This is a genomic window from Bacillus sp. BS3(2021), from assembly GCF_021043345.1.
In the GTDB taxonomy this organism is placed as follows: Bacteria; Bacillota; Bacilli; order Bacillales; family Bacillaceae; genus Bacillus; species Bacillus paralicheniformis.
Map to the genome: position 1 here is coordinate 216834 of NZ_JAJNDM010000006.1, position 25631 is coordinate 242464.

Consider the following 25631-nt stretch of genomic DNA (forward strand, 5'->3'; position numbering starts at 1 on the left):
GACAACGTTCTATAAGAAGGATGCTCTTTAAATATAAAGGGAAGATATCGCAGAAGTTCGGCCAACTTGTAAACAAAACGTCACAAAAAGAGGAAAAACATCATTTTTTGAGGGATGTTAATCAGTAAATAATAAGACTTATTACCTTGAAGGGGATAGTGAGAAAGGAATGGATAAAAAGAAAAACCTTATTTCGGTATTTAACTGAAATAAGGTTTTTTTTGCCTGATATTAAAGTATAAAACGATCGGTTATTTAAATGTGATGATATAAGCTTGTTCTTCTAAAAATCGCGCCGATGCACTCTCCATAGAAGGATACTGGTATTGTGCGCTAACGAGCAGGCTGTTGCCGTCCGGGCTCCAATATATTTCCGAAGGGATGGTGCCGTGGTATATCGGTTCTTCATACAGGATATTTTTCCCTTGAAGCTTGCCTGCATAGATATTGTCTTCATCCTTCAAAGAGTAGGCGATTTTCTTTAAGTCGTTTGAGAATTTAAAAACAGTTACTTTTTCGAGCAGAGCAGAAAGCTCGCCGTTTCTGCGATCATATTCGTACAGGGTTTCCCCTGTGTCCAGGAATACAAATTGATCATTGTTTAACCAAACAGGCCCGCCGCGGCTGTCCAGACGCTTGTCCTGGATTTTGATGCGGTTGCCGTCAATCGTTCCCATTCTAATCCCGTACTCGTCGGAACGCTGCAACACGGTAAGCAGCAAATCTCGTCCATTATCAGAGATGTTAACTCCCGTAAGCGAATCTTTCTCCGCAAAATCATTCAATGTATACGTTTTGAGCGTTCCGGAATCCGTATCATAAACACGAAGGCTTGTCTGATTCCCCTGCCCAACATCTAAAACGAGATAACAAACGTATCTGCTATTATTTGACCATGAAACATCTTGGACATAGACCTCATTGCTGGCGGAGATGCTGGCGATTTCTGTGTTTTTTCCGTTCGCCGGCGAAAACAGCTGCATTGATGTCTTACTTAATGACAAAGTGACTCCGGCGATACGCTTTCCGTCTGGAGACATTTTCAGGTTGGACATGTTGCTTTCAATGCCTTTTACGATTTCAGCTTTTTCATAGGGGGAGGAAAGGCGCTGAAGACTGCGCGCTGTACGTTCGGATGTCCCATCTCCCTTGAAAAAACCGACAACGGAATCCGGTGAAGACCACCCAAGCAGCTGCCCTGCTTTTGGAAGGCGATAAATCGTATTGACTTGAAAAGGGCGGGTCTTCTGGTCATCGCTATGATTTTCTTCCCCGCTATGGATAATAATCGTTTCCGATCTTTTTCCGACATTATAACTGGACACGATAATGACCAGAAACAACAGCACTCCTGCCCATATGATAAACGGTTTGTTTTTCATCATTTCTCAACCTTTGCGTAAGCTAATTCAACATGAATCATTGTATGGTTTTCCTTGTAGAACATCTCGATTGTTCCTCCGTGTTCGTCAACAATTGTTTTCACAATGCTTAATCCCAAACCTACACTTCCCTCTTCCTTAATCTTCTGATTGACTGAATAAAAAGGCTGGAACATTTTGGAGTGTTGGTCATTTTCCAATGGAGCACTTGGATTCTTGAATGTAAAAAGAATGTTTTCACCAACGATTTCGGCCTTAATGAAGATTTCCGAATGAGATAAGCTGTATTTGATGGCGTTGTCCAGCAGATTGATAAAAAGCTGGCGCAGCCTGCTCACCTGACCGTGAACGTACAGGCCATCTTCAATGTCACAGGTAATCCTTTTCTTATACCGTTCTGCCCGAAACTTCATCGATTCGCAAACATCTTTTAAAATTTCCCCTGCCTCGACCCTGTCAAATTGAGCGCCCTTGGCAGGTTCCCGGGATACTTCAAGAAGCTTGATCACCAAATGATGCAGGCGCCTGCTTTCTTCAACAATGTGGTTCATTCCTTTATCAAAAAACACCCGATCCGATTCCCCTTTATCTTTTATGATCTCTGCATATCCTTGGATGGAAGTCAGAGGTGTTTTCAGCTCATGCGTCATATTGTCAAAAAATCGTTTTTCTTGTTCGTTCAATTCCTTTAAACGGTCACGATCCCTTTCGATAGTTAAAATTTGTTCTCGAATTCTGCTGATCATATCGTTAAAGTTGATGGCAAGCTGGCCAATTTCATCTTTTCTATTAAAGTGGATATCCATATCCAGTTTACCCTTCTTGACTTGCGAGGTGGCATCTGTCAGCTTGACGAGCGGAATCGTGATATGTCTGGACAGGATATAGGAGAAAAGAAACGCCGCCAAAAATATGGCAAGTGCGATGTAAAAAACAATATCCAGAATCTCTCCGCTTTGCTTATACTGCAGGTCGAAATTTTTCGAAAAGCGTAATATGCCTACTTTTGTGCCTTCAACGACAACCGGGTATGAAAAAAACACTTCTGCTTTATTGCGGTTATAGGTGATATGATAGGCAGTCTTTCCTTTGATCGCCTGTTTAAGATCTTCATCACTTCCACGGGAAAACGCCTTCTGATCAGAAGCAGACAACAATGCGCCATTCACGGTATAAACACCGACATTGCTTCCTGTGGAGTGATTCAAATTATCTACCATTTCATCGGCCATATCACCGAAATAAAGTTCATTGTTTTTATAATGATTGATTAAAAATGCCTGGTTTACATAGGCGGTACTGTTTTTTTTCAGTTCGACTAAATCCGATGTTACAATTTTTTCATTACTCGACCAAATCACGTTCTTAACCGTATGATTGAGCACAAGGAAAGAGAGAGAAAAAATCAGAAAAAAGCCAACAATAAACTTGCCCTTGATGGTCCGTAACACTCTCTACTCCTCCTGCTTCTCGAATTTATATCCGATACCGAACACCGTTTTAATCAAGTCGCTTGCATCGAGCTTTTTGCGGAGTCTTTGAATATGGGTATCAACTGTACGGGTGTCACCGAAAAAATCGTATCCCCAAATGAATTCTAAAAGCTCTGAACGCGTAAAAACTTTTCCCCGATGATCAACCAAAGTCATCAGCAGATCATATTCTTTAGGAGTCAATTCGACGGCTGCCCCGTCTTTTTTCACCAGTCTTTCACCCGGGATGATCACAATATTTTTAAACCGGATCTCATCCTCTTTTTCCGTTTCCCGTTCGTTCACATGATAGGCTTGTTCCAGACGCCGAAGGATCGTGCGAATTCTCGCGACAACTTCGCGCAGATCAAACGGCTTTGTAATATAGTCATCGGCCCCGAATTCCAACCCGAGTATTTTATCCGTGACATCTGATTTTGCGGTGATCATCAGTATCGGAATATTATAGCTTTCAGTCACTGTTTTGCAAATATCCAATCCGCTGCAGTCAGGCAGCATCCAATCGAGCAGCAGAAGATCAGGTTTGAATTGATCTAATTCCCTCATGCCTGAAGAGCCGTTATTGACCGTGCACGTTTCAAAACCTTCGGACGTCAGCCCGTAAGCAAGCAAATCAGCAATTGCTTCATCATCTTCTATAATCAGTATTTTGGTTTTATCCATAAAGTCATCACTCATTCCCTGTTTCAAGTTTATTTTGTCTAGAAACCTCTTTTGTTTCTCGCATCCTTCTATAGAGATTATACATAAATCCAAACCAAACTCTTCCTTTGACGGTCCGCAATTGGAGCGCTGGCGGACTTTTAAGGCGCAGAAAAAATAAACGGCCTTTTATAGATGATCAGAACGGGAGCAATTATGTCAATATGTGATTTTCACTAGTCCATTTGTCCAAATCCTTCATCCATTTCCTCTGATGTTCATCTGTCTTTTGGAATCCCCACTCTTTTAACGGCAACAAAGGCAAAAACGTTTCAGGATAAGCAGAAATTTTACAACTTGGATACAAATTGCCCTCAAATAACGGAGCACCTGTTCTTCATGAACAGGTGCTCTTTGTTTCTTATGGAACAAGATTCTTCGTCAAATTTGGCCAACATCCTGCTTATTTCTTGGAATGTAAAACGTGAAGGAAGTACCTTCGTTCAGCATGCTGTGGACGGTGATCGATCCGTTGTGTGCATCGACGATGTTTTTAACGATCGCAAGTCCGAGGCCCGTCCCGCCTTTTCCTCTCGTCCTTGCTTTATCCGCCTTGTAAAAGCGTTCAAAAATAAACGGCAGGTCCTCTTCTGGGATGCCGCTGCCCGAGTCTTTCACGGCGATTTTCAGCCCGCTTTGCACTGACTGCACATCGACATGTACGGTGCCGCCGGCATTTGTATGGCGGATCGCGTTGTCAATCAGGTTCGTTAATACCTGCTCCATTTTGTCCGGATCAAACACAAATTTGGCTTCGTGCAGATCAAGATTGTGAGAAAGCGTAATTTCTTTGTCACCGGCCACTCCGTAAAACTTTCTGAACACCCTCTCGAAAAATTCGCGGAGCTCCACCTGTTCTACGTTTAAGGAAATATGGCCCGCCTCCATTCTGGCAAGGTCCAGCAAATCATTCACAAGCCTTCCCATTCGTAAAGACTCGTCATAGATGACCTGCGCGATTTCCTTTTTTTCTTCCTCAGAGCTTGCAATGTCGTCAACGATTGCTTCACTGTACCCTTGAAGCATCGAAATCGGTGTTCTCAGCTCATGGCTGACATTGGCGATAAAATCTTTTCGCAGCTTATCAAGCCGTCTTTCCTCCGTCATATCCCTCAAAACGGCGACCGCTCCGCGCACATGTGACTGATTGTACAGCGGACTCATGAGCAGCACCCATGTTCTGCCTTGCAGGGTCATTTCAATCATCTGCTCCTTCTCCGTGCCGACGGTGTTTTGAAAAAGCTCGCGCGCTTCAGGAGGCAGTTCATGGCCTTCTTTTACATTCATGTTCTGCTCATAATACCAGGCCTGTAAAAAGCGTTCAGCCGGAGGGTTAGTCACAAGGATCGTCCCGTCGATATTGATGGTGATCACGCCGTCTGCCATACTGCTTAAGATATTCGACAAATGCTCCTTTTCCTGATTGAGCGCTGTAATATGGAACTTCAGCTGGCGCCCCATTTGGTTAAAGGCAATCGCCAGCTCGCCGATTTCATCCTGGGTCAGGATCGGAATCTTCGTATCAAACTTCCCTTTTGCAAGATCCTGTGCACCCTGCCGCATTTTTCTGAGCGGGTAGGTAATCCGGCTTGACAGGAAGAAAGCGAAAATCGTCGTTAACACAATCGCAATCGCAGCGGCAAAGAGAATATACCTTGTCGTATGCTGTGTCGTATCTTTCACGGCAAGAAGCGATTGAGAAAGAAACACCATGCCTTCATCTTCGCCTTTCCCGTACGGTACACCGACAATCAGCTGATCGTTCTTTTGATTGGAGATGACCGTCCGCTTCTGCACTTTTTGATGCTTCTGAAGCGCTTCGTTCAGATCGGAATCATTTTTAATATCTTTTAATGTAATGGAAGCCACTTTTTGATTTTCCCGCGGTGAATACCAATATTCATTCTCATTTTTGATAACGGTGATGCTCGTCAGTTCATCGGCAAGCTCCCATGTGATCGATCTGGCCGTCTCCTGGTCTTTATGGTTTTCCATGATGACGGCCACCTTGCTGGCGAGCTTTGTCAAATCAGCTTCCGCTTCATCGACATGGTAGTTTTCAATAAACTCAAGCAGAAAGAACGTAAGGATAAATAAGACAAATGAAACCAAAAGCAGTATGGTAAACCACAGTTTACCGACTACGCTCTTCCAAAACTTCATTCGTTTCCGACCTCAAATTTATACCCGACACCCCATACCGTTACGATTTTTTTCGCAGCTTTCGGCGAGACTTTGTTCAATTTTTCACGTAGACGTTTAACATGGGTGTCGACCGTTCTCAAATCGCCGAAAAACTCGTATTGCCATACTTCCTTCAGCAGCTTTTCACGATCGTATACTTTATCAGGAGTTTTGGCCAGGAAGTAAAGCAGTTCATATTCTTTCGGCGTCAGGCTGACTTCGGTTCCGTCCGCCATAACTCTGTGAGCATCGTGATCAATGGATAAGTGAGAAAAAACAAGAACATTTTTTGCCGTTGTATCTGTATTCAGATAAGAGGTTTGCGATGATCTTCTCAAGAGCGCTTTGACTCTCAGCACCACTTCCCTCGGACTGAAAGGTTTTACAATATAGTCATCGGTTCCGACTTCAAAGCCCTGCACCCGGTTCGCTTCTTCGCCTTTCGCCGTCAGCATGATGATCGGAGTGGCTTTTTTGTCGCGTACTTGGCGGCATACTTCAATGCCGTCGGTTCCTGGCATCATCAAATCGAGCAGGATTAAATCGTATTCGTTGCCCAGGGCTTTATCGATGGCTTCGTCGCCATTCTCGGCTTCCTCGATCTTATAATTTTCCCTTTCCAGGTACATTTTTAAAAGTCGTCTGATTCTTGCCTCATCGTCTACTACTAATATTTTTGTCTCTTTCGTCTGTTCCATCGTAAACCTCCTGATTTGAATCTTCTTACATTCATTTTATTAGAAAAGCGATCGTAAGCCAAGCTAAGAATGGCCTTTCCCAATTTAAAACGATAAGCTGCGGAAGGCCCGGCGAAAAGCCCGGACCTTCCTGCACCGCACGGATCATGCATAAGAGTGAAGTCCAGCGATGACAAGGTTTACAAAAATAAGATTAAACATAATAATGGCAAAACCGATAACGGCAAGCCACGCCGATTTTTCGCCGTGCCAGCCTCTTGAAAGCCTGAGATGCAGATAAGCTGCATAAAACAAAAATGTAATCAGCGCCCAGACTTCTTTCGGATCCCAGCCCCAGAATCTGCTCCATGCCAGCTGTGCCCATATCATCGCGAAAATAAGCGCGCCAAGCGTAAAAACCGGAAAGCCGATCGAAACGGATCGATAGCCGATTTCATCGACAAGGTCAAGGTTCACATTTTTCACGAGCGGCTGAAGAAGCTGACTGATGCGTTTTCTAATGATCAGCCTGATGACACCGTAAAGCAATGCGCCGGTTCCAAACGACCAGAGAACCGTATTCAGCTTCCGGCCTGAAAAAATAGGCGGCACATTGACAAGCGGCTCCATTCTCTCCTCTGTTAAAAGTTCGCCTTTGTTCGGCCCGATCAGAGCGGGAAGCTCGTAAATCATGACGTCTTCCTGGTTGTCTTTATCAATCCACTTGAACTGCGCTTCATAGCCCCCAATGCGGAATGAGGTCGTGACAAGGATAAACGCGAGCGTTGTCACAAGCATAAACATGACAAATTCGAGCCAGAACGTTTTTTTGCCAGGCTGTGACTGATCCACATGCTTGAGCAGAAAGATCACGCCGGCGACAAAGCTGATGGCGAGAATCGCCTGGCCGAGAGCTGCAGTCGTAACATGAATATAAAGCCAGTTGCTTTGAAGCGACGGAATCAGCGGTGTGATATCGGTCGGAAACATGCTGGCATATGCGATTAACAGCAGGACAACGGGCAGTGTAAACAGCCCCAAAGCAGACAGCTTGTAAATAAAGTAGATGATGATGAACGCCAGAACGAGCATCATGCTGAAAGCAGTTGTAAATTCGAAAAGATTGCTGACCGGTGCGTGTCCGGAAACGATCCATCTCGCAATAAAATATCCAAACTGGCATACAAATCCGATGATCGTGATCAACACTGCGATCGACGCCCAGCGGTTCTTCTTCTTCCGGTCTGAAGCCTTGCTCCTGATGGAGCCGCCAAAAAAGAAGACCGCTGAGAGATACAAGAGAAATGCCGCGTACAATAAATTGCCGCTTAACTCTGCCATGAAAACCCCTCCCTATGCTGGCCGTTTATTTTTTTCCTTTGACAGTTCTTTTTGATCGGCCGGTTCGGATATCCCCGTATCCTCAAGTACGGCCTTCAAGTCCTGTTTCAGCCCGTACCAGTTTTTATTCGTATGTCCGGCGACGAGCACATGCCCGTCCAGCGTTCTGAGCCAGATCCTTCTGTGGTGCCAGTACATCCCCTGGATGACGCCGATCATAAAGATGGCGCCGCCGACCATGAGCACCCACAAAGTCAAATCTTTTCTAATGGTAAGGCCTGAGAGATTTTTCGTTTCGACGTGGTCAAACTTCATTTTGTATTTATTGTCGTCAGAACCTTCGATTGTTTCCTGAATCGCAACGAAACTCTTTTCTCCTTTAGGCTTATCCGGGGCGGTGATCTGGAATACAAAAGCCGGATTGTTCGGATTCCTCGTTTGCGTGCTCGGCTCCCCGTCTTTGTTAAAATAAAAGTCCGGCAGGTAGCTTGCAATATGAACTTTGTAACCGTTGCCAAGATCATATTCCGGCTTCGGCTCCAAGAGGTTGATTGCCACTTTGCCGAAAGATTTCCCGCTGTCTTTTTCAATCAGCTGAAAGACCATTTTGTCGAGCTCGCCTTCCTTGTAAGTCAGCTGATAGAGTGCATATGAACCGAATTTCAGCGGGTCATTGACCCTGATCTTGCCGCTTTTCACTTTCTTCAATTCAGGCGCTTCACCCGGGAGGCTGTCATTTTTTCTTTCATATAGTTCAACATCGGTTTGATATGTTTTTGCGACAGTACCGTCACCTGCTTTAGTAATCGCCTCTGAAAATACTTCTTTTTCTTTTTCACTGTCGTACATTTCTTTTGTAAACCGGTTGTTTTTCAAGTAGTAATGGCCGTCAGTTCCCGGGATGGGCACGGTCTCTCCTTCCCTGATCCAAAGGGTTTCGTCGACATACATGCCCGGAACAAATCTGAGCATGACACCGATGAGGAATATGATTAGCCCGATATGGTTCACATATGGGCCCCACCTTGAAAAACGGCCTTTTTCCGCAAACAGGTTTCCGTTTTCTTCTTTGACTCGGTATCGTTTTTTCTTCAGTTTACCGACGATTTGTGATCTGGTGTCTTCAGACATGTCCGCTTCTGTCCGGCTGAAAAGGCGCTGCCTCTCCATAAAGTTCGGATTTCTCGTGACGCCCTGATTTTTCAGCGCCCTGTACAAAGGAACGACCCTGTCAAGGCTGCAGATCACAAGCGATATGCCGATTGAAGCAACCAGAACAATAAACCACCATGAACCGTAAAGATTGTGGAAACCGAGAGTATAATAGATTTGTCCGAGAAGCCCGTATTGTTCGCTGTAGTATGTATCAGCCTGCGCACCCGGCGGCAGGAACATTTCCTGCGGGAAAATCGTTCCAAAAGCAGATGCTGTCAGCGTAATGACGATCAGCCAGACGCCGACCTTTACAGACGAAAAGAAATTCCATATTTTATCTACGATTGTTTTGTTATATGTTTGAGAGCGTCTCGCACTTCCGTCATACCGCATGTCAAGGAGTTTGGCATCCTGTTTGACGAGCGGCTTTCCGCACGATTCACACAAAACGGTGCCCGTCGGATTCACATGGCCGCATTCGCATTTGATTTCTTTCATCATGACGATCCCTCTGGTTTGATCATATTCATATAATCATGGATCATTCGTTCTGTCATCGTGCCAGACACGACTTTGACAATCTCTCCGTCAGGATTGATCAAAAACGTGGTCGGCAGCGGTGTGACATCGTATGCGTTCAGAACCTGCCTGTCTTTATCAAGCACAACCGGAAAATTGACGCCGTAGTCTTTCATAAAGTTTCGGACGGCAAGGTTTGATTCGCCGACATTGACGGCGACGATTTCAACCCCTTGATCCTTAAACACTTTATATTGATTCGCCATGTAAGGAAATTCTCTTTTGCATGGTTCGCACCATGTTCCCCAAAAGTTTAAAAATACCCCTTTGCCTTTTAGATCGTCCAGTTTGAGACGGTTGCCGTCAACATCCTCCAGCGAAAAATTGGGAGCTTTTTCCCCCACCGCCACACTCTCCGTCTTTTGAAACACGGCGCTGTACAGCGTGTAGCCAAGCGCTGCAAGCAGCACAAGGAGGATGCCTGTCCGAATGTAAAAACGCTTTTTTTTCATAATCCGCCCCCTCATTTAGACATTCAGTATCATTATATCATCTCATGACTGCCTGCCATTTGCCTTTTTTGAAGGTTGTGTGAAAATTTAGAAAGCCGCTTTACCGTGTTCAGCCAATGCCCTGAGCCTTTTCACTTCATGAGGCGTGAGCTCTCTTTTTTCCCCGGTTTTCAAGCCCGCCAGGTTCAAAAAAGCGTACTCTTCCCTTTTCAGCTTGAGCACTTCGTGTCCGATGGCTTCAAACATTCTCCTGACCTGACGGTTTCGCCCTTCATGGATTGTGATTTGGACGATGCTGGTCTGCTTTTTCTTATCGAGTGACAAAAGCTTCACTTTTGCCGGAGCTGTCTTTCCTTCCTCAAGGCGTACGCCCCGCTCAAGTTTTTTTAAATTCTCCTTTAAAGGAATGCCTTTCAGCTTTGCCACATACGTTTTATTAATTTCGTATTTCGGGTGCATCAATTTATTGGCGAAGTCCCCGTCATTCGTTAACAATAAGAGGCCGCTTGTATCATAATCAAGCCTTCCGATCGGATAAATCCGCTCCTCCACCTCTGTGAAAAAGTCGGTCACAACTTTCCGGCCTTTATCGTCTTTAACCGCTGATATAACCCCTCTCGGTTTATACAGGAGAAAATAAACGGGTTCTTCGCTTTCAAGCTGGACGCCGTTTACCTCGATCCGGTCTGAGCTTGATACTTTAACGCCGAGCTCTCTGACGGTTTTGCCGTTGACCGTGACTTTCCCTTCTTTTATAAGTTCCTCCGCCTTTCGCCTTGATGCAATACCGGCGTGGGCGATTACTTTTTGAAGTCGTTCCATATCTTTCACCTCATGTATTATCTTACTTTTTTCCAGACCAACAAACAAGTTTGCGGGCGCCTTCTTCCTTAGGAAAGAAGCACTCCGCCCTTAAATGTATCCTTTCTCACGTCAAAAGTAAAACAGTTTTGGCTAAAAAAGCAAAAAAGCGCCTGTTGATCAGGCGCTTCCAAACAGCAATGTTACAATAATCACAGACGCGATAATCCCCGCTAAATCAGCAAGCAGTCCCACTTTTAAAGCATCCCCCATTTTCTTGATTCCGACCGCGCCGAAATAGACAGTCAAAACATACAGCGTCGTGTCTGTCGATCCCTGCATGACAGAGGCCAGCCGGCCGATGAACGAATCGGGTCCGTAAACTGCGATTAAATCGGTCGTCATGCCGAGCGCCGCCGTTCCCGAAATCGGCCGGATCAGAGCCAGCGGAACCACTTCCGTCGGAATTCCCACGGCGGAAAATACCGGCTTTAAAAGATTCATAAAAAAATCGAGCGCCCCTGAAGCACGGAAAACGGTGATCGCTACAAGCATACCGACCAAATAAGGGATAATGGAAAACGCAATTTGGATTCCTTCCTTCCCTCCCTCAACAAACGCTTCATAAGTCGGGACTTTTTTGAATGTACCATACAGCAGAATCGTGGCGATGATAAACGGGATAAGGGCCAGAGAAAGCCAATTGATGAATTCCAAATGCTCACCCCTTCTTTTTTCTTCTATAATAAAAGTATCGGTCGATGAAGATCGCAAAGATTCCCGATATTAAAGTCGCCAAAATGGTCGGCCCGACGATGTCTGTCGGCGCCTTTGCATCATATGTCATCCTGACCGCGATGACGGTCGTCGGAATCAAGGTAATGCTTGACGTATTGACCGCCAGAAAGGTGATCATTGAGCGGCTCGCTTCCCTGCGGTTCCGGTTGAGCGCCTTCATCTGTTCCATTGCTTTAATGCCGAGCGGTGTCGCCGCATTGCCCAATCCGAAAAAGTTGGCCATTAAATTGGATAAAATATACCCCATCGCCGGATGATCCGGAGGGATCTCGGGAAACAGCTTTGAAATGAACGGCCGGCACAACCTGCTGAATTTTTCGAGAAGCCCGGATTGTTCGGCGATTTTCATCAGCCCCAGCCAAAAAACAAGGACGCTCATCAGGCCGATCGAAATCGTGACAGCTTCCTTCGAACCTTTAAATACGGCCTCATTGACTTCCTGAACCGTTCCGTTGAAAAGCGCAAACACCAGACCGATCACCGTTAAGCCGACCCAGATTATATTGACCATGATGAACCGCCTGCCGCTTTTTGGAATACGGATTGAAAGGTCTCGAAAAACGATTTTTTCGGCTTTTTGTTGCGTTCGTTTTCATAATAGATCGGTACACTTGCAATCGTTTTTCCGTTGAACATGACGTTCATTTCCCCGATGATGTCCGGGATTTCTTTTTTGTTTTTACGCCACGATTTTTTCGGTTTAAGAAGCTCGATGTCAACCTTCACGTCTTCTTTTTCATCTTCGTTTAACAAATATGTGACATCCCGTTTAATAAAAGCTTTATTCCCGTAAAAAGAGTCTTTTAATTTCGGAACCTCGCCTTTTTTGGCGATGATATATGTTTTGTAGTGGCCGTATACATAGTTGAACATGTTCATATGATCATTCCAGTCGTCAGGGGCATTGATGGTGACGGCGATCAAATCGGTTCCGTCTTTCGATGAAGTGGAGACGAGCGTGCGCTTCGCCAGCTTGGTATATCCCGTCTTCCCGCCTGTACTGTATTCGTAAAGCCCTGTTAAAAGCTTGTTTTTATTTCTCCAGATGCCTTGCATCGTTTCTGCCTTATAGCGCTTCGTTCCGGCGATTTTTTGGTACGTTTCGTTTGTCATCGCATATTTCGTCAAAAGCGCCATATCATAGGCCGAGGAATAGTGGTCAGGGTGATCATCGAGTCCGTGCGGATTGCGGAACAGGGTGTTTTCCATGCCGAGGTCGGCCGCTTTTTGATTCATCATGTAGACAAACCCTTCCAGGCTTCCGCCCACATGCTCAGCAATCGCAACGGCTGCGTCATTTCCCGATCTCAGCATCAAACCGTAAACAAGGTCCTTCAGCTTCACCTTTTGCCCGCTTGTCAAATAGATTGATGATCCCTCCGTTTTGACCGCCCTGTCGCTGACCGTGACTGTCTCATCCAATTTGCCCGATTCCACGGCCAAAATGGCTGTCATAATCTTCGTAATGCTTGCAATGCGCCGTTTTTCATGCTCATCCTTCGCAAACAATACCCGTCCGGATTGCCCGTCCATGACAATCGCGCTTCTTGCGCTGACATGAAGGGAAGGCTGTGCTTCAGCGATTTGGTATGAAGAGCATAAAAGAGAGCATATGATGATGGCTGCTGCAGCCTGTTTTAGAAAAAAGCGCATTTTTTCTCACGTCCTTGTGGTTGTTTGTACAAGTTTATGCGCTTGTCTTTCCGTTATGAACACCAATTGGATGATTCCCCGAGAAAAATCTCAAGCAACATTAAAACTCCCCCTTTCATGAAAGGGGGAGTTCCGGCACACGGTTCATTTAAGCTATGATCTCGGCTGAACCATCTTCATCCGATAGTCAGTCGCATAGTATTCCAATTCTTCTCTCATCGATTGATATTCTGTTTCAAGCGAAGCCATCAAATTTTTTAATGAGGCCGGCGCTGGTTCGTGAAAGCAAATGGCGTTTTTTCCCGTGTAGGCCGCTCTGCTGTCTTCGTACCAAGTATCTTTTTTCGGTGTAAAAAATTCTTCTATGCATCGATGATAGATCTGATAGAGCGTCCTTTCGGCGGCAGCGTCCTGAAAAGGAACCTGCTTCAGCCTGATTCGGCAAGCCAGAAGCCCTTCTTCACAGTAAACCGCCAGTTTTCTCAAGTTACTGAGGACATCGCGATAATAATCTCTGCTCCCGGGCTCTTCGGCTTCAAGGGATGAGAGCGTCGTTTCGTTTAAATAATCGCTCAGCGTCTGAACGGTCTGTGCTAAAAATTCGCCTGCCTGCTCGGTTTGGGCTCTTGCCATAGATTTTCCCATTGGTGTCGGCACCCTCTCCTCATCGCTTTGTTACAATCGTATTCTTTCATGCATGAAATTAAACATAAAAAATACGATAATATATATTATCATACTTCGGTCCTTAAGGTGAGTCTATTTTAAATCTTCGAACGTCTGGTTAAAGTTCTCAAAGAACAGATCGGCTTCTTCCTGAACCCCGTCTTCTTCTACATTTTCGGGCAGCGGCGGAAGCTCTTCAAGCGTTTTTAAGCCGAATTGTTCAAGAAATGTTTCGGTTGTACCGTACAAGATTGCCCTGCCCGGTCCGTCCGCCCGGCCTACTTCGCACAACAGCGCTTTTGCGACAAGGCTCTGGAGAATCCGTTCAGATTTGACCCCTCTGATCTCCTCGACTTCCGCTCTCGTAATCGGCTGCTTATATGAAACGATGGCCAAAACTTCGAGGGCAGCCTGAGAAAGCCCTTTTGAAGGGGCTTCAATCAGCTTTTTCAAATAGACGGCGAATTCTTTTTTGGTCGAAAGCATGTACGTATCCGCGTACTCGACAAGCTCGATGCCCCTGTCTTCTTTTTCATAGGTTTCTTTGACATCAAGCATAATATCCTGAAGCTCGGCTTCATCGATCTCCAAAACGGATAATAGCTGTTTTTTTGTCAGGCCCTCGTCGCCGGCGGCATACAAAAGCGCTTCGACAATGGCTTTCCAATTCACGATATCAAGCGTCATGAATCGCTTCACTCCCTGTTATGTAAATGTCTGAAAAGTTGTGTTCCTGCTCAATGATGATCAGCTGGTTTTTCATCAGCTCCAAAATCGCCAAAAACGTCACAACAAGATGCTCTTTCTGTTCGTATGGGAACAGTTCCATAAAATGCATCCTTTGACGGGACGATTTCAAACAATCGACGATTTGCGTCATTCGTTCTTCTATCGGTATTTCCTGTCTTGAAATTCTAGTTTCAGACGGCCGGCTGATTTTTTTGCGGTTCAGCACCTTTTGAAACGCCCCGAGCATGTCGTAAACGGTGACGGACAGCTTTTGCTCGCTGAGTTTGATTTCCTTGGCATAGTCGCTTAAATCGCTCGGCGGCTTCGCGAATGCTTTTTGCCGCTCTTCCTCGCGCTCCTTCAAATTTTGCGCGGCACTTTTGTATTTTCTGTACTCTATTAATTTTTCAATCAATTCTCCTCTCGGGTCCTCTTCCTCCTCGAGAAACTCTTCGTCAAACAGCTCCTCTTCCTGCTTTGGAAGGAGCATTCGGCTTTTAATGCTGAGAAGGGTCGCAGCCATCACCAAATATTCACTGGCCACGTCGAGCTCAAGTTCGCGCATCGTATGCACATATAATAAATACTGCTCGGTTATCTTCGCAACAGGTATGTCATAAATGTCTATTTCAAGGCGGTTGATTAAGTGCAGCAGCAGATCCAGCGGCCCTTCAAACGCCTCGATTTTCACCTGATATTCCATGTTCATTTCTCACCATTTTCAAAATCGCTTCTAAGCCGGCTAAAACTGGCTACCCTTTAGTATAAATTACGCGTCTGCATGAAGTCCAATATAATTTAAGAAGCTTTGGCATTCGCCTATACGATTTGAGCGTATGCTGCATAGAATACTGTGTAAAATCTTAAACCTGAGGAGGGAACAACATGGGAGGTAAAGGCTTCGGCTACGGCGGAGGATTTGCTTTGATTGTCGTTCTGTTTATTTTGTTGATTATTGTAGGAGCGGCATGGATCTATTAACATAAAAATGAGAAGCGTCCGTTACCCGGGCGCTTTTTTCATAGCCTGGATATATCTCCATTTTTCCTCCGTTCCGTTCTTATGATACACTTTAACGGAAACTTAAAGGAGGATGTCAGATGTATCCCCAAGCTTATATCGATTACCTGGCCGAATTCCACGGGTCAAGGGATTATTTTGAATGCCACGAAATTTTAGAAGACCATTGGAAAAAGGACAATCCCGGCGAGCGGAAATTATACTGGGTTGGATTGATTCAGCTGGCAGTCGCACTCTATCATCAGCGGAGAAACAATTTTGCCGGTGCAGAGAGATTAATGGCGAACAGCATCCGCATCCTGGTGTCCGAAAAAGACGCAGTCGAATCACTCGGATTAGATTACAGCCGCTTCATCAAGCTGTTAAGGAAGACTTACCAAAAAATCAAAGCCCATTCTCCTTATGAAAGCATCATGCTTCCGATCACAGATGAATCTTTGATCAAAGCATGCCGGAAACAATGTGAAAAAAAGTCGTATGAGTGGGGAGCAAACGATCCACCCGACACCTTCATCATTGATAAACACCTGCTGAGAGACCGGACTGAAGTGGTTGCCGAGAGGAAAAAACAAATCGAACGGCGAAAAAAGAGCAGAGGCTAGAAGCCTCTGCTCATTGGTTATATGTGATGTCTTCATTTTCGTGATCCTGACAGCGCTCAAAGAATCCTTTAGTTAATTCATTCGGAACCAGCGGTTTAGGTGCAAACATTTGCGAAATGGCCGACACCATTTTTTTGCCGATTCCTTGATGACGGTGAGACGGGTTTACACTGATATGCTTGATCTCGACTTCTTCTTCTCTTTTCTCTACTCCTACACAGCCGACAATATCCTCGCCTTCTTTCCATAGGAACAGCTGCCTTTCAGTGTCCGTTTCATAGTCTTTAATTGTCTGCTGAAGCTGCTTGACGTCCTTCTCATTCGGCATAAACGAAAGGAGCCCCATCGCAATCTTTTCGAATGACTTTTTATAACGAATTAACATAAATACCCCTCAATATATCAAAATGTGGATCTAACGAAGGCTAGTCGCTTCACATCACATTATAAACATTTTTATAACCTTTTTAAACTCTTTTTCGGTAATTATTGAAGCGACCGGGTCAGGTTCGCCATTTCAATCGCTGCCGCGGCAGCTTCTGCACCTTTATTTCCGGCTTTTGTTCCGGCGCGTTCTACCGCCTGCTCGATCGTGTCTGTCGTCAATACGCCGAAGATCACCGGAACGCCTGTTGACATGCTGCTCGCCGCAATCCCCTTTGCCGCTTCATTGCAGACATAGTCATAGTGGCTTGTCGCTCCTCTGATGACCGTGCCCAGTGTAATCACGGCGTCGTATTTTTTCGTTTCAGCCATTTTTTTGGCGATCAGCGGAATCTCGAATGCGCCGGGAACCCAGGCGACATCAATATCATCAGCTTTGACCCCATGTCTCAACAGCGTATCTTCTGCACCGCTTAGAAGTTTGCTTGTAATAAAATCGTTGAACCTTGACACAACGATCCCAATTTTCAAATCTGTTCCAATTACATGACCTTCTATTTTATTCATATGAATCCCGTCCTTTTTTGTGATTGATTTTAGTTTAAAAATGAAGCATATGCCCCAATTTTGATTTTTTCGTTTTTAAGTACTTTTCATTGTCTTTTTTTGTCTCCATCTGCAGCGGCACCCTGTCTGCGATCGTCAGTCCGTAGCCTTCGAGACCGGCAATCTTTCGCGGATTGTTCGTCAGCAGCTTCATTTGTTTCACGCCGAGGTCTCTTAAAATTTGGGCGCCGATCCCGTAGTTGCGAAGATCTGGGAGAAAACCGAGCTTTTCATTAGCCTGCACGGTGTCATATCCTTCTTCCTGCAGTTTATAAGCTTTCAGTTTATTGATTAAGCCGATTCCTCTTCCTTCCTGTCTCAAATAAAGGAGCACGCCCCGGCCCGCTTGTTCGATTTGCGCGAGTGCGGCAGCAAGCTGCGGGCCGCAGTCGCAGCGGTAAGAGCCGAAAACATCGCCCGTCAGGCATTCTGAGTGTACGCGGACAAGGACAGGCTCGTCTCCAAAAGGTATATCGCCTTTGACGAGTGCTATATGTTCCTTGTCATCGATTTCGTTTGTATAGCCGTAAACCTTGAATGTGCCGAATTCGGAAGGCAGCGTAATCTTCACTTCTCGGTTGATCAGCGTTCCCTTGCTGTAGCGGTATTCGATCAAATCTTTAATCGTAATCATTTTCAAGTCGTGCTGGTCGGCTATTTTTTTGAGTTCAGGCACCCTTGCCATCGTGCCGTCTTCATTCATGATTTCGCAGATGACGCCGGCCGGCGCGGAACCGCACGCCTCCGCAAGGTCAACGGCCGCCTCCGTATGTCCGGCTCTTTTTAAAACGCCGCCTGTTTTCGCAATCAAGGGGAAAATGTGCCCCGGTCTTTTAAAATCGCCCGGAAGCGCGTGATCATCAATCAGCGACATGACGGTCAACGACCGCTCTTGAGCGCTGATCCCCGTCTTTGTATCGCGGTGATCCACACTGACCGTAAATGCCGTGTGATGAGAATCGGTATTTTCGTCCACCATCGGATGGAGGTCAAGCCGTGAAGCGATCTCTTCATTAAGCGGCGCGCAGATCAAACCCCTTCCGTGCGAAGCCATAAAGTTGATCACTTCAGGTGTTGCGTATTCTGCCAGCGCAACGAAATCGCCTTCGTTTTCCCTGTCCTCGTCATCGACCACGATGATGACTTTTCCTTGCTTCAAATCGCGTATCGCTTCTTCAATTGTGTGAAACATAGGCGCGCGGCCTCCTTTCATTTAAAACCCGTTTTCTTTAAAAAACGATTCAGTCAATGGCTTTGCCTGTTTGTCTTGTTTTGCTTGGTGGAGAAACCGGTAAATGTATTTGCCGATCATATCGCACTCGATGTTGACGATGCTTCCGGGCTTTTTTTCCGAAAAAATCGTTTCATCCAATGTGTGCGGGATAAGCGAGACTGTTACTTGATCTTCCGTCAGTCCAAAAATGGTGAGGCTGACGCCGTCTACGGCGATCGAACCTTTTAACACAAGCATTTTGGCCAGTGAAGGGTCAAGTTTTAAATCATAGTATACGGCGTTAGCCGCTTTTTCTATGCGCACGATAGACGCGGTGCCGTCGACATGCCCCGACACCATATGCCCGCCGAAGCGGCCATTTGCCGCCATCGCCCGTTCAAGATTGACGCGGCTTCCTTTTTTTAATGTGCCGAGTGATGTTGCTTTCAGGGTTTCAAGCATGACATCCGCCGTGAAACTGCCGGAACCGAACTCATTTACGGTCAGGCAGACTCCGTTGACAGCAATGCTGTCGCCAAGCTTCACATCCTCGGTCACTTTGTTGGATTGGATGACTAAAGACATGGCGCTTCCCGCCTTTTTCATGTCCAAAATCATTCCGACTTCTTCAATGATGCCTGTAAACATATGCCACCGCCTTATTTTTTTATCGGTTTTGCCGCCAGCTTTATATCCTGGCCGATTTTGGTAATGGTTGTGAAATGCAGTAAGGGGACATCTTTCATCGATTGAAAGCCTTCACCGGAGAGGATGCTGGGAGATTGCAGCCCTCCGATTAATTTAGGGGCAAGATAGAAGATCATTTGCTGATAGAGTCCTTCTTTGACGAAGCTTGCGTGAACCGTCGCACCACCTTCGACAAAGACTGAAGCGATACCTTGGTCTGCAAGGTGCAGAAGCACGTCGCGCACCGGAAGTTCATGCGCATCCAGCACGGTTACCTGTACACCTTCTTTTTCCAGGTTCCGAACCTTTTCGGGATCTGCCTTGGACGTCGTGTAAATCCAGGTTGCCGCTGCTTTATCCTGAATGACTTTTGACTGAAGCGGGATTGACAGCGTCGTATCGAGAACGACACGCACCGGCTGATTCACTGCACCGGGGAGACGGCATGTCAAACTCGGGTCGTCTGCTTTTATTGTGCCCGATCCCACTAAAATACTCTGGTGGTTTTTTCGGTATTGGTGAGCGTCCATCCGCGCTTCTTCAGAAGTAATCCATTTGCTGTCGCCTGTTGCGGTAGCGGTTTTGCCGTCAAGGCTGGCAGCTGCTTTTAATGTCACATACGGAAGGCCTGTCCGCATAAAATGCATGAACTTTTCGTTCAGCTCTTCCGCCTGTTCTTTGAGAACGCCTGTTTCGACCTCGATCCCGGCACTTCTCAGCATCCCGATTCCTCTTCCGGAAACGAGCGGATTCGGATCTTCGGCCGCCACGACTACCCGCTTCAAACCGGAACGGATAATCAGTTCCGCGCAAGGAGGCGTTTTGCCGTAATGGCTGCACGGTTCAAGCGTCACATAAATGACGGCTCCTTCCGCATGGCGGCCTGCCATTTGAATGGCGTGCACTTCTGCATGCGCTTCGCCGTATTTTAAATGAGCCCCCATTCCGACCACTTCACCGTCTTTGACGACAACGGCTCCGACAAGCGGATTGGCTCCTGTCTGACCTTCACCCTGCTTCGCAAGCTCCAATGCAAGATTCATATAATGCGCATCTGTCATGAATTTCCCTCCCTTCTTCCAAAAAAATAACCCCGGATGTCGATCCGGGGGGTTGTTTTTGTGCATGAGAAATAAAACTATGCATCATCATTATTTTTCACATAGTCTCTTCATCCTTCTCCCATCCAGACTTTCACTGTCGGCTTCAGCTTCTCACTGAATCCACCGCTTTGCACGAAGCACAGCGGGTCACGGGCTCTAAAGCTGTCTCTCGCTTTATTACCGCCGGTCGGGATTTTCACCCAGCCCCGAAGGATACAATCGATATTTACTTGTCCTTATGCGTAATTATAGCGGCCGCATATTAAAATTGCAATGAAAACTGCTTGCACAAAAAAACCCTCTGAGAAACAGAGGGTTTTTAATCTGCCACCTTGACGACTTTGATTAATCCGTCGATTCTGTTGGCATTAGAGAAGTAGGCCTTTACTTTGTCTCCTTCTTTAATGTCGGACAGATCCTGGTTGAGATTTTTCGCATTGAAAATGATCTTCGTTCCGTTATCTGATACCCCGTGGTATTCAGTGCCGTCAATTTTGGTGATCTTATATTGATAAATGGTATAGTTCTTTTCCTCAGATGAGACGGTTTGGCTGAGCGCCGTTGAGACATCTTGAACGCTTCCGTTTTTTAAATAATAAAAGCCTCCGGCCAGTACGGCAGCCAAAACGAGCAGAACCGTGAGCTTGAATCTTATTTTCCCCATGATCAAAACCTCCAGAACACGTTCTGAACTATCCTATGTTTATTTCCTGTGAATGATGAAATAAAACATGTTCGATTCAGACGGAAAATATGTGGTTTTTAAGTATAACGCAAAATGAAGGGAAATCGTTTCATATTCAGACGAAATACTACTTATAACCTACGAATGTACATTCTGGTTTAGGGGTGTGTGTGAAAACAAGCTTGAAAATTGAGTCTAAATAACTATGTTCCAAGAAACCGTTTGTTCTGTTTTCTTCGCTTTAGGTTTCGCTGTAAAAGTCGTTTCGGATGGTGATAACGGACTGATTTTTAAGATACTCGCTGTCTTTCGTTTTGGCCCAGGCGAGAAACTTCACATGCTCGGAATGGAACAGGGCCTCGTGATGGGGCGAGCGACCAGCAGCCGCGCCGAGTCTGTGCTTGATACCGCGCACGAACTTCCAATATTGATAGAAAGGCAGTTTTAATTTTGTCATAAATCCTGCCGAGTCTTCAATCACATATCCTTCCTCTTCAATCGACGGGTCATTTGACACAGACAGGTACCATTTATAAAAATCGGTCCACTGGTCAAAAGAAATGACTTTTTGCTTACATTCTACGCGAAATGTCTCAGCAAAACAGAGGACATCTTCATACGGCAGCTTTTCATATTTCATCTGTCTTTTGACAATGTCGAGAAGGACAAGCTTATCCGATTTGTACTCGATAATGTGCGGATCTTTTTCTGGCAGCACGACTTCAAACACTAACGAAACATTGCGTGTTTTTACATATTCTTTTATATCCTCAATCTGAGATGCGTCAAACGTTTTGTGAAACAGCTCTTCCACCCATTTCGCATGGCCGTCTTTTTGTCCGCTTGCCGATGTATAAGATTTTGAGGTGAAGACGAGCTCATCGGTTTCAGAATTGTAGCCGACCGTTCCCAAAAATCCATTCGCCTTATCATAAACAGTGACCGGAAAGCGCAGCGTGTTAACGAGAACATGCATTTTCGTCGTCAGGCGTTCATCGATGTTGAAAAATTTGTTGTAGCTTCTGCTGACGATTTCCTTGGTGTTTCTGTTGATAAACAGCCCTCTTGCCTTCATGCTGACGCTGTCCCATTTTCTCTCCTGAAAAGCCTTCCTCGTAAAGTTAAAAGAGGAAATGCCTCCGCCTAATTTTTGCTCAGATACATAATCGTGTTCGTCCAAATGCTTTAGAAAATGGTCGACTGTCAGCTCCTCGTGTTCGTGATGAGAATCAAGCGAAGGAGCGGACGTTTTAAACACATCATTTTTTATCTCATGTGTTTGAATGCCAGACCGATCGATGGTGACAACCCTTAAATGCCCGCCGTGCTCCACCTGCCCTTCTAGGTTATATGATTTTGCGGCTGCATGCACTGGAAGCCGGAACATGTTTCTGTGCCCGTGGATTTGAATGATGTTCCGCCCTTCCATATTTTTCGTAAAGACATGGTCGATATCTGTCTCATATCCGCCGACACCGTTGATCAGCTGGCTGGTAGCTGTAAGCAGAAGGTTGTCAGGAAGCGCGGAAATACCTCCGTGCGTGATGATGTAAGTATCTTCTCCATACGTGAAGTAGACAATTTGGTGGAAGCGCCTGGCCAGTTCCCTGATATCTTTTTTGTCAAAGCCTGCTTCGTCTAATTCCGGTTTTGTCTTCTTGTTGAATACGCTGCTTCTTGTTTCTTCATCATGCCCGTATTGCTTCAAATATTTATCATGATTTCCTTCGAGCAAAATCACATTTTTACGATCTTTGATACTGAGCAGGAATTGAACGACTTTTGCGTTTTCTATTCCTCTATCAAGCATATCACCTGTAAAAATATATAACTCGTCATCTTCGAGTCTGCCTTTCAAATAAGAATCCAGCACCGTAAAACAGCCGTGCACATCCCCGATCACATGTATTTTTTCATAACTGTCGAGCCGCCTCGGCTTATACTGCATCACATCGTCAAATTCTTCCGGCTTGATGACCGTTGTCCAGGAAGGCGCCGGTTCGGTTAAAATCCGCTCGTGCATGGCGTGAACCACGCTGTCGGGCACCCGCTTATGCTCAGCCCTCTCCCGGTTTCTCAACAGAGCGGTCTCAAGCGGAATATCGGAAAAATCAACCACATACGCTCTGTAGCGATACTTTAAAACGAGAGCTTTATAGCTTGAAATCATGCTTGGTTTCGCATGTGTGGCATCAACAACGGTGAATTCCCCCCTTTCCATCCTTTCTTCAAGGAGGGTGAACAAAAGCTTCCATACTTTTCCGTCATTTTTTTGAGAAATGTCGTATTTCCCTTCCAAATTTAACACGGGTGACTGATGGATCAGCCTCAGCTGATCAGCAGACAGTGTATATTGATTCAATTGATGATCCCTGATCCAGGTAGATTTTCCGGTGCCAGGGCAGCCTCTAAGCAGTACCAAAGTCCTCATTATTGATCTCCTTATTTAGTTCTGATAAGTTTTATTATAAAAAAATTTAGCATTCCTTCCAAGGATATACGTCCTTATTTGCATTTTGTTTCAAAAAATAAACAAAAAACATCCCCTAAAGGGGACTTTTTACGTGTTATTTCACACCTATCCTCTTTTTATCGGACATAAAAAAGGCAGTGCTCATATAAGCGAGCACTGCCCTTTGACGGAATATTATGTTACATTTCGTTCTCCGATATGAATTGGTGACGTTTTGGCAGATGTTACGTTTCTCTCAGCAACATGTACCGGTGCGGATGTTACATTTCTCTCAGCGATTTGCACCGGTGTGGACGTTACGTTTCTCTCGGCGATTTGCGTCGGTGCGGACGTTACATTTCTCTCGGCGACTTTCATACCATCTGTTTGCGTCATCAGCACAGCACTTGCCAGAGAAAGTCCTGCTACTGAAGCAGCGGCGGTTAACAACAGTTTAGATTTCATACGACCAGTCCCCTTTTTTCATTTGTTTTCGAGCACTGAATACCGTTTGATAGAAATAAACAGAGTCGCTCAAGCGCCCAATTTCATTATAGTATTCAGCAGCTTCCAATGCCAAGTCCTCAATATCGGGATACATCTTTTTTGACCCGAGCAGCTTAAAAGTTTCCAGCATTTGAGCTCTTCCGTCATCATCAAGATACAAGGCTTTCAAAAAATGAAATTTTGATAGATAGATCGAATCGTCTGATCGCCGGGCGATGTCAATCCCTTTGTTTAACGCGTTATCCGCCTGTTCCAGCTGCTTCAGCTTGAAATATGCATGTGCAAGACTAAAAAACGCTTTTGGGAGAATATCTGATGACTCTTCTTGATAAATCGCAGCAGCTCTGTTAAAGTATTCAGCCGCCCGATTAAAATCCCCCATCTTATAATAGCAGTTACCCAAATTGTAATAGGTGTGTCCTTCCAATATGAGCTGGCCTTTCTCCTGTGAAAGCTTCAGCGCCTTTTCAAGATGCGAAAGCGCTTTTTCATTCGAATCCAGATCGTCATAGTTGCCTGCGATGACGAACTCGCATTGGATTCTCCGAACCGTGTAAGTTTCATGCGCCTGGTAGGTTTCAATCGCTTGAAGCGCATAATTCATCGACACGTGGCTCTGTTTCATATGATAAAACACTTCAGCCATTTTAAAATGAAACTCGGCTCTCTCTATTTCGTCCTCGACATGCAGCAGCTTTTTTTCGGCGCGCCTGTAAAAAGAGATCGCTTTAATATAATCATGGTTTTTATATTCATACATCCCTCTAAAAAAATTGAAATAATATTCAAGCAGGCCTGTCAGCTTTCCTTGTTCATCTTCGATATCTTTTAATATTTCAGAAAAGTCAGGCGGGGTTTCGCCTTCTTCCAATGGTTTTACGTAATCAAGCATGATTCTGTGTCTGAATTCCATTAAGGCGTAATACAATAATAAGTCTTGATCTTCTTCCATTTGAGAAATTTCGCGCTCAATTTCTGCCTTCAGCATTTCGGCGTCCGTAACATTGAATTTGCGTATCGCGTTATACCAGTCATTAATTTTTACGCCGACTGCAGTCGATGGGATTTTTACGCTCACCCCTTACGCCCCTTCCTTTTATACAGATTGCGTTCTCTTTCTAGCTCTTCACTTGAATATATTTTACATAAAGGGTCATTTTTTCACAATTATTTTATTTATTAGGATCATCATTTCCTAGCAAAACGCGGTCGAAGAATCGGTCCCTGGTCCTATTGCATCTGGAAAATGAACACCGTTTCAGACAAAAAAACAGCCCGGCTTAGCGGGCTGTTTCTTCGCTTTCTAATTATGCATCAAATACTTCGACTTTTTCCATGCCTTGTCCCTGCTCCATTGAAGTGACAGCATCAAGACCTGATGTGACTTTTCCAAAAACAGTGTGTACGCCGTTCAAGTGCGGCTGAGGCTCATGGACGATAAAGAATTGGCTGCCTCCAGTATCTTTTCCTGCGTGAGCCATTGAGAGAGAACCGGCTTCGTGTTTATGCGGATTCCCTTCTGTCTCGCATTTAATCGTATATCCAGGTCCGCCTGTTCCGGTGCCGTGCGGGCAGCCTCCTTGGCTGACGAAGCCCGGAATGACGCGGTGGAACTTCAACCCGTCATAGAACCCTTCGTTTGCAAGTTTTTCAAAGTTGGCGACAGTTCCCGGCGCCGCTTCCGGATATAGTTCAAACTCGATTTTTTTGCCGTTTGTCAGTTGTATGTATCCTTTTTTAGCCATCTTGATTCTCTCCTT

The 25631-nt window shown here is 45.4% G+C and carries 27 protein-coding genes and 1 riboswitch; of the genes, 2 read left to right on the forward strand and 25 right to left on the reverse strand.

From position 1 onward, the window contains the following. Positions 1-251: 251 nt before the first annotated feature. The 15 genes from LQ247_RS15270 to LQ247_RS15340 form a co-directional block, all read right to left on the reverse strand. On the reverse strand, positions 252-1385 hold the full coding sequence (locus LQ247_RS15270; protein ID WP_101561043.1) for a WD40 repeat domain-containing protein: 1134 nt from the start codon (positions 1383-1385) through the stop codon (positions 252-254). After that, on the reverse strand, positions 1382-2833 hold the full coding sequence (locus LQ247_RS15275; RefSeq protein ID WP_101561044.1) for a HAMP domain-containing sensor histidine kinase: 1452 nt from the start codon (positions 2831-2833) through the stop codon (positions 1382-1384). Before LQ247_RS15275 ends, LQ247_RS15270 begins: the two co-directional genes overlap by 4 nt. Before the next feature lie 3 nt (positions 2834-2836). Next, positions 2837-3538 (reverse strand): response regulator transcription factor, encoded by a 702-nt coding sequence (locus LQ247_RS15280; RefSeq protein WP_101561245.1) that lies wholly within the window; start codon positions 3536-3538, stop codon positions 2837-2839. Between the two features lie 420 nt (positions 3539-3958). After that, positions 3959-5740 (reverse strand): ATP-binding protein, encoded by a 1782-nt coding sequence (locus LQ247_RS15285; RefSeq protein ID WP_101561045.1) that lies wholly within the window; start codon positions 5738-5740, stop codon positions 3959-3961. Continuing rightward, positions 5737-6459, reverse strand: a complete 723-nt coding sequence (locus tag LQ247_RS15290; RefSeq protein ID WP_020451999.1) for a response regulator transcription factor — start codon at positions 6457-6459, stop codon at positions 5737-5739. Before LQ247_RS15290 ends, LQ247_RS15285 begins: the two co-directional genes overlap by 4 nt. A 144-nt stretch (positions 6460-6603) precedes the next feature. After that, positions 6604-7779, reverse strand: a complete 1176-nt coding sequence (gene ccsB / locus LQ247_RS15295; protein WP_020452000.1) for a c-type cytochrome biogenesis protein CcsB — start codon at positions 7777-7779, stop codon at positions 6604-6606. Positions 7780-7791: 12 nt separating this feature from the next. Next, entirely contained in the window at positions 7792-9432 is a 1641-nt protein-coding gene (gene resB, locus LQ247_RS15300; protein ID WP_180806811.1) for a cytochrome c biogenesis protein ResB, read from the reverse strand. Further along, positions 9432-9968: a thiol-disulfide oxidoreductase ResA gene (gene resA / locus LQ247_RS15305; RefSeq protein WP_023857484.1), complete on the reverse strand. Its 537-nt coding sequence runs from the start codon at positions 9966-9968 to the stop codon at positions 9432-9434. The genes resB and resA overlap by 1 nt, the downstream gene beginning before the upstream one ends. 84 nt (positions 9969-10052) lie before the next feature. After that, complete coding sequence (rluB, locus tag LQ247_RS15310; RefSeq protein ID WP_020452003.1) at positions 10053-10787, reverse strand: 23S rRNA pseudouridine(2605) synthase RluB; 735 nt, start codon at positions 10785-10787, stop codon at positions 10053-10055. 159 nt (positions 10788-10946) lie between these two features. After that, complete coding sequence (locus tag LQ247_RS15315; RefSeq protein ID WP_023857485.1) at positions 10947-11483, reverse strand: spore maturation protein; 537 nt, start codon at positions 11481-11483, stop codon at positions 10947-10949. A 4-nt stretch (positions 11484-11487) separates the two neighbouring features. Continuing rightward, positions 11488-12075 carry a nucleoside recognition domain-containing protein gene (locus LQ247_RS15320; protein ID WP_020452005.1) on the reverse strand — a complete coding sequence of 196 codons (588 nt, stop codon included), beginning with the start codon at positions 12073-12075 and terminating at the stop codon, positions 11488-11490. Continuing rightward, complete coding sequence (locus LQ247_RS15325; protein ID WP_023857486.1) at positions 12063-13217, reverse strand: D-alanyl-D-alanine carboxypeptidase family protein; 1155 nt, start codon at positions 13215-13217, stop codon at positions 12063-12065. The genes LQ247_RS15320 and LQ247_RS15325 overlap by 13 nt, the downstream gene beginning before the upstream one ends. Positions 13218-13370: 153 nt before the next feature. Beyond that, a complete protein-coding gene (locus LQ247_RS15330) occupies positions 13371-13862 on the reverse strand; it encodes a YpuI family protein (RefSeq protein WP_023857487.1) in 492 nt (163 codons plus the stop codon). Positions 13863-13976: 114 nt separating this feature from the next. Beyond that, positions 13977-14570: an SMC-Scp complex subunit ScpB gene (scpB, locus tag LQ247_RS15335; RefSeq protein ID WP_023857488.1), complete on the reverse strand. Its 594-nt coding sequence runs from the start codon at positions 14568-14570 to the stop codon at positions 13977-13979. Then, on the reverse strand, positions 14560-15315 hold the full coding sequence (locus tag LQ247_RS15340; RefSeq protein WP_231006224.1) for a segregation/condensation protein A: 756 nt from the start codon (positions 15313-15315) through the stop codon (positions 14560-14562). The genes scpB and LQ247_RS15340 overlap by 11 nt, the downstream gene beginning before the upstream one ends. A gap of 182 nt (positions 15316-15497) precedes the next feature. Here LQ247_RS15340 and LQ247_RS15345 point away from each other — a divergent pair, with 182 nt between their 5' ends. Together LQ247_RS15345 and LQ247_RS15350 are read left to right on the forward strand one after the other, a co-directional pair. Then, positions 15498-15593, forward strand: a complete 96-nt coding sequence (locus LQ247_RS15345) for a YjcZ family sporulation protein (protein WP_003183108.1) — start codon at positions 15498-15500, stop codon at positions 15591-15593. A 119-nt stretch (positions 15594-15712) separates the two neighbouring features. After that, complete coding sequence (locus tag LQ247_RS15350) at positions 15713-16234, forward strand: DUF309 domain-containing protein (protein ID WP_145930208.1); 522 nt, start codon at positions 15713-15715, stop codon at positions 16232-16234. 10 nt (positions 16235-16244) lie between these two features. Here LQ247_RS15350 and LQ247_RS15355 read toward each other — a convergent pair whose 3' ends face one another. The 10 genes from LQ247_RS15355 to LQ247_RS15400 form a co-directional block, all read right to left on the reverse strand. Beyond that, a complete protein-coding gene (locus tag LQ247_RS15355) occupies positions 16245-16619 on the reverse strand; it encodes a GNAT family N-acetyltransferase (protein WP_020452011.1) in 375 nt (124 codons plus the stop codon). A gap of 101 nt (positions 16620-16720) precedes the next feature. After that, positions 16721-17185, reverse strand: coding sequence for a 6,7-dimethyl-8-ribityllumazine synthase (gene ribH, locus LQ247_RS15360; RefSeq protein ID WP_003183115.1), 465 nt, complete (start codon positions 17183-17185; stop codon positions 16721-16723). Positions 17186-17219: 34 nt separating this feature from the next. Beyond that, entirely contained in the window at positions 17220-18416 is a 1197-nt protein-coding gene (locus LQ247_RS15365; RefSeq protein ID WP_020452012.1) for a bifunctional 3,4-dihydroxy-2-butanone-4-phosphate synthase/GTP cyclohydrolase II, read from the reverse strand. Between the two features lie 21 nt (positions 18417-18437). Next, a complete protein-coding gene (gene ribE / locus LQ247_RS15370) occupies positions 18438-19085 on the reverse strand; it encodes a riboflavin synthase (protein WP_023857491.1) in 648 nt (215 codons plus the stop codon). Positions 19086-19096: 11 nt separating this feature from the next. Further along, complete coding sequence (gene ribD, locus LQ247_RS15375; protein ID WP_101561050.1) at positions 19097-20185, reverse strand: bifunctional diaminohydroxyphosphoribosylaminopyrimidine deaminase/5-amino-6-(5-phosphoribosylamino)uracil reductase RibD; 1089 nt, start codon at positions 20183-20185, stop codon at positions 19097-19099. Between the two features lie 109 nt (positions 20186-20294). Further along, a riboswitch (FMN riboswitch) is annotated at positions 20295-20445 on the reverse strand. Between the two features lie 101 nt (positions 20446-20546). Beyond that, positions 20547-20891, reverse strand: a complete 345-nt coding sequence (locus tag LQ247_RS15380) for a hypothetical protein (RefSeq protein ID WP_020452015.1) — start codon at positions 20889-20891, stop codon at positions 20547-20549. Between the two features lie 262 nt (positions 20892-21153). After that, positions 21154-23343, reverse strand: a complete 2190-nt coding sequence (locus LQ247_RS15385) for an RNA ligase (protein WP_035338484.1) — start codon at positions 23341-23343, stop codon at positions 21154-21156. Between the two features lie 216 nt (positions 23344-23559). Then, positions 23560-23829 carry a hypothetical protein gene (locus tag LQ247_RS15390; RefSeq protein WP_023857494.1) on the reverse strand — a complete coding sequence of 90 codons (270 nt, stop codon included), beginning with the start codon at positions 23827-23829 and terminating at the stop codon, positions 23560-23562. Further along, complete coding sequence (locus LQ247_RS15395; protein WP_146874500.1) at positions 23819-24949, reverse strand: Rap family tetratricopeptide repeat protein; 1131 nt, start codon at positions 24947-24949, stop codon at positions 23819-23821. Before LQ247_RS15395 ends, LQ247_RS15390 begins: the two co-directional genes overlap by 11 nt. Positions 24950-25178: 229 nt before the next feature. After that, on the reverse strand, positions 25179-25616 hold the full coding sequence (locus LQ247_RS15400; RefSeq protein WP_020452019.1) for a peptidylprolyl isomerase: 438 nt from the start codon (positions 25614-25616) through the stop codon (positions 25179-25181). Between the last annotated feature and the right edge of the window lie 15 nt (positions 25617-25631).

Bases quoted from the DNA above. Each gene is read 5' to 3' on its own strand.
- LQ247_RS15350 (WP_145930208.1), top strand. From the start codon at position 15,713: ATGTATCCCCAAGCTTATATCGATTACCTGGCCGAATTCCACGGGTCA.
- ccsB (WP_020452000.1), bottom strand. From the start codon at position 7,779: ATGGCAGAGTTAAGCGGCAATTTATTGTACGCGGCATTTCTCTTGTAT.
- scpB (WP_023857488.1), bottom strand. From the start codon at position 14,570: ATGACGCTTGATATCGTGAATTGGAAAGCCATTGTCGAAGCGCTTTTG.
- ribE (WP_023857491.1), bottom strand. From the start codon at position 19,085: ATGTTTACAGGCATCATTGAAGAAGTCGGAATGATTTTGGACATGAAA.
- LQ247_RS15385 (WP_035338484.1), bottom strand. From the start codon at position 23,343: ATGAGGACTTTGGTACTGCTTAGAGGCTGCCCTGGCACCGGAAAATCT.
- LQ247_RS15290 (WP_020451999.1), bottom strand. From the start codon at position 6,459: ATGGAACAGACGAAAGAGACAAAAATATTAGTAGTAGACGATGAGGCA.
- LQ247_RS15320 (WP_020452005.1), bottom strand. From the start codon at position 12,075: ATGGTCAATATAATCTGGGTCGGCTTAACGGTGATCGGTCTGGTGTTT.
- LQ247_RS15325 (WP_023857486.1), bottom strand. From the start codon at position 13,217: ATGCGCTTTTTTCTAAAACAGGCTGCAGCAGCCATCATCATATGCTCT.
- LQ247_RS15270 (WP_101561043.1), bottom strand. From the start codon at position 1,385: ATGATGAAAAACAAACCGTTTATCATATGGGCAGGAGTGCTGTTGTTT.
- ribH (WP_003183115.1), bottom strand. From the start codon at position 17,185: ATGAATAAAATAGAAGGTCATGTAATTGGAACAGATTTGAAAATTGGG.
- LQ247_RS15400 (WP_020452019.1), bottom strand. From the start codon at position 25,616: ATGGCTAAAAAAGGATACATACAACTGACAAACGGCAAAAAAATCGAG.
- LQ247_RS15285 (WP_101561045.1), bottom strand. From the start codon at position 5,740: ATGAAGTTTTGGAAGAGCGTAGTCGGTAAACTGTGGTTTACCATACTG.
- ribD (WP_101561050.1), bottom strand. From the start codon at position 20,185: ATGACAGATGCGCATTATATGAATCTTGCATTGGAGCTTGCGAAGCAG.
- LQ247_RS15280 (WP_101561245.1), bottom strand. From the start codon at position 3,538: ATGGATAAAACCAAAATACTGATTATAGAAGATGATGAAGCAATTGCT.
- LQ247_RS15390 (WP_023857494.1), bottom strand. From the start codon at position 23,829: ATGAAATCTAAACTGTTGTTAACCGCCGCTGCTTCAGTAGCAGGACTT.
- LQ247_RS15365 (WP_020452012.1), bottom strand. From the start codon at position 18,416: ATGTTTCACACAATTGAAGAAGCGATACGCGATTTGAAGCAAGGAAAA.
- LQ247_RS15355 (WP_020452011.1), bottom strand. From the start codon at position 16,619: ATGTTAATTCGTTATAAAAAGTCATTCGAAAAGATTGCGATGGGGCTC.
- LQ247_RS15340 (WP_231006224.1), bottom strand. From the start codon at position 15,315: ATGGAATATCAGGTGAAAATCGAGGCGTTTGAAGGGCCGCTGGATCTG.
- LQ247_RS15380 (WP_020452015.1), bottom strand. From the start codon at position 20,891: ATGGGGAAAATAAGATTCAAGCTCACGGTTCTGCTCGTTTTGGCTGCC.
- LQ247_RS15345 (WP_003183108.1), top strand. From the start codon at position 15,498: ATGGGAGGTAAAGGCTTCGGCTACGGCGGAGGATTTGCTTTGATTGTC.
- resB (WP_180806811.1), bottom strand. From the start codon at position 9,432: ATGAAAGAAATCAAATGCGAATGCGGCCATGTGAATCCGACGGGCACC.
- LQ247_RS15330 (WP_023857487.1), bottom strand. From the start codon at position 13,862: ATGGGAAAATCTATGGCAAGAGCCCAAACCGAGCAGGCAGGCGAATTT.
- rluB (WP_020452003.1), bottom strand. From the start codon at position 10,787: ATGGAACGACTTCAAAAAGTAATCGCCCACGCCGGTATTGCATCAAGG.